Raw genomic sequence first — 2647 nt, forward strand, 5'->3', positions numbered from 1 at the left:
ACGTATTGCTAAGGTTAAAACGGAGGAGGTAACTCGATGATCCAGCACCTGGTGCTCGCCGAAGCCGTGCTCGCGCACCGACGCGCCCTTGGCGCAGTGCGCCCCCATGTTGAACGGGGAATCGAACGCCGGTTCCTGGCGCACCCACACGCCGTTGCTGACGACGGCCTCCACCGAACAGCCCACGGAACAGTGGCTGCATACGGTGTGCTTGACTTCCGTATGCGCTTGCGCCGGCACGGGGTCCGCCGCCGTCGCGCTCTGGATCACGTTCAGCGGCAGATGGCGCGCGAGGGCGCCCGCGCCGGCCGTCACGCCCGCGCCGACGAGGAAGCGGCGCCGTTTCAGTCCGCCGTCGCGCGATTGTCTCACCAGGGTCATGCCTGTCTCCTCTCGTCTACCGGTTCGTCTACCGGTCTACCAGTACGCCGCGCTGCGGTAGTAGCGCCGGATATGTTCGGTCTCGTGATAGCCCTGCGATGGCTGCGGTGCCGCCGGCGCGGCCGGTGCCGCCTGCGCGTCGGGCGCACGCGCACGCGCGGCGGCCGCGATGGCCAGGGCGCCCAGCGGGGCCGCCCTCAGGAAGCTGCGGCGGGCCGGATCGGGGCGCGGGTCGGTGTCCTTGTCCATGGTCGTCCTCATGCGGCAAGCGGGTCGGCGGCGTCGAGCACGGCGAAGGCCTGCGCTTCGATCGACAGGAAGGCATCGACGACGCCCGCCGCGTACCGGTAGAAATTCGCATCCGGGCTGGCGGCGACGTCGGCCAGGCAGGCCGCGTACCAGGGCCGCAGATGCGCTTCGAAAAAGGCCTTTTGCGCGTCGAGTCCGCGGGCCGGCATGCCGGGGCCGCCCTGGATCAGCACGCGCATCGTCTCGCACAGGGCGCCCAGGTGGTCCTCGGATTCGCCGACGCCGCGCGCGCGCGCCAGGCCGAGGCGCGCCAGATCCTGGCGCAGGCCGGCCAGCGGCGCGTCGTTCAGGTGGCCGGTCAGGTAGAACGAGGCGTACGGATTCAGCGGGGGCGTGCCGGTGCTGATGAACATGGCCGCGAACTCGTCGTGGGCGGCGCCCGCATCGACGGCGGCGGCGGCCTGCGCGAGCTTGAGCCACGCGTCCTCCAGGGCGAATTCGCCGGCGGCCGCGATCGGCTCGGCGGCGGCCAGCGCCGCCAGCAGGGCCGCATTGGGCGGGGCCAGCAGCAGATGCGCGAACAGGCCGTAGAAGTCGGCGCGGGCCTGGTCTTCGCCGGCCAGCGGCGGGGGCACGGGAACACCGTCGGGGACGTCGCCGTCATGCAATCCGGATAACGCTGAATCCTGCTCGACCGACATAATTATCCCGTTAGCAAATTTTCATGGGAAGTGTAGTCCTTGACAACGCGAAGGCGCGCACGCTTGACGCGCACGCGACACTTTGCCGGCAGCACTGTAATTACATGACCTTTTCCCTCCGGTCAGCAGGGGATGCGATCTATAATCCGGACATCACCCTGAGGTCCTCGCCATGATTAACGCTGATACCACGACCGTTACCCGTCTCGACGTCAATGCGCTGAAAAGCAGTTGCGCGGCGTGCAGCATGCACCAGCTGTGCCTGCCGATGGGCCTGGAAGACGCGGACATCGACCGCCTCGACAAGATCATCGGCAAGCGCCGCCGCCTGGAGCGCGACGAGGCCTTGTACCGGATGGACGAGCCGTTCCGCAACCTGTACGCGGTGCGCTTCGGCCACTTCAAGAGCTACCAGATCAACGCGGCGGGCGAGGCGCAGATCACGGGCTTCCAGATGGCGGGCGAACTGCTCGGCATGGACGCCATCGGCACCGAGCGCCACCACTGCGACGCCGTCGCGCTGGAAGACAGCGAGGTCTGCGAGATCCCGTTCACGCACCTGGAAGACCTGTTCGGCCACGTGCCGGCGCTGCTGCGCCACTTCCACCGCATCATGAGCCGCGAGATCACGCGCGAGCAGAACGTCATGCTCCTGCTGGGGGAATATGCGCGCCGAGCAGCGCTTCGCCGTCTTCCTCGTCAACCTGTCCGCGCGCTACGCCGCGCGCGGCGATTCGTCCACGCGCTTCCAGCTGCGCATGTCGCGCGAGGACATCGGCAACTACCTGGGCCTGACCATCGAAAGCACCAGCCGCGCCGTTGCGCTCCTCCAAGAAGCTGGGCCTCGTGCAGGTCGACAAGCGCGAGGTCGAACTGCTGGAACCCGCGCGCCAAGGCGATGGCGGCCGGCACGAAGAACAGCGGTGCAGCCCGATGGCGTGACGCCCCGCGCGCGGGCAATCGCCCCGGAACCGCCACCGGGCTCGTCCGCCACGATCTCCAGCGGCCCGGCGCCGTCCCGATCCTTTCGCCAGCGGCCAGTTGCGCAACGCCCCTTCGACGACGACCTGCCAGTGCGTGCGCGCCAGCGCCGGCAGCGCCACGGCGAACGAGCCGTCCGCGGCCGGCCGCACGAAGCAGGCGCAGGTCGCGCTGCGGCAGGGTCGGATGCGCGAGGTAGATCGTGAACGGCGCCGCCGGCCCGGCCAGCCGTCCTTCCAGCATGCCCCGGACCGGATCGGACCAGGTGCTGGATCATCCAACTAACTCCTCCGTTTTAACCTTAGCAATACGTAACTGGAACGAAGAACAGGGCA

The 2647-nt window shown here is 68.6% G+C and carries 2 protein-coding genes and 2 pseudogenes; 1 reads left to right on the forward strand and 3 read right to left on the reverse strand.

Features of this window, described 5'->3' with window-relative positions; all coding sequences use genetic code 11:
* The 3 genes and pseudogenes from ACWNCF_RS00425 to ACWNCF_RS00435 form a co-directional block, all read right to left on the reverse strand.
* Window positions 1-381 (reverse strand): annotated as a pseudogene (locus ACWNCF_RS00425) (hypothetical protein); the annotation flags it as partial.
* A gap of 36 nt (window positions 382-417) precedes the next feature.
* The gene (locus tag ACWNCF_RS00430; RefSeq protein WP_449405632.1) at window positions 418-630 is read right to left on the reverse strand and encodes a formate dehydrogenase; all 213 of its coding nucleotides are present in this window, start codon (window positions 628-630) and stop codon (window positions 418-420) included.
* Window positions 631-638: 8 nt separating this feature from the next.
* Window positions 639-1298, reverse strand: a complete 660-nt coding sequence (locus ACWNCF_RS00435; protein WP_449405633.1) for a TorD/DmsD family molecular chaperone — start codon at window positions 1296-1298, stop codon at window positions 639-641.
* Window positions 1299-1503: 205 nt separating this feature from the next.
* On the opposite strand from ACWNCF_RS00435, the pseudogene fnr reads away from it, so the two are divergent.
* A pseudogene (gene fnr, locus ACWNCF_RS00440) lies at window positions 1504-2247 on the forward strand (fumarate/nitrate reduction transcriptional regulator Fnr); the annotation flags it as partial.
* Window positions 2248-2647: the final 400 nt, after the last annotated feature.

The organism is Massilia phosphatilytica (genome assembly GCF_977014125.1).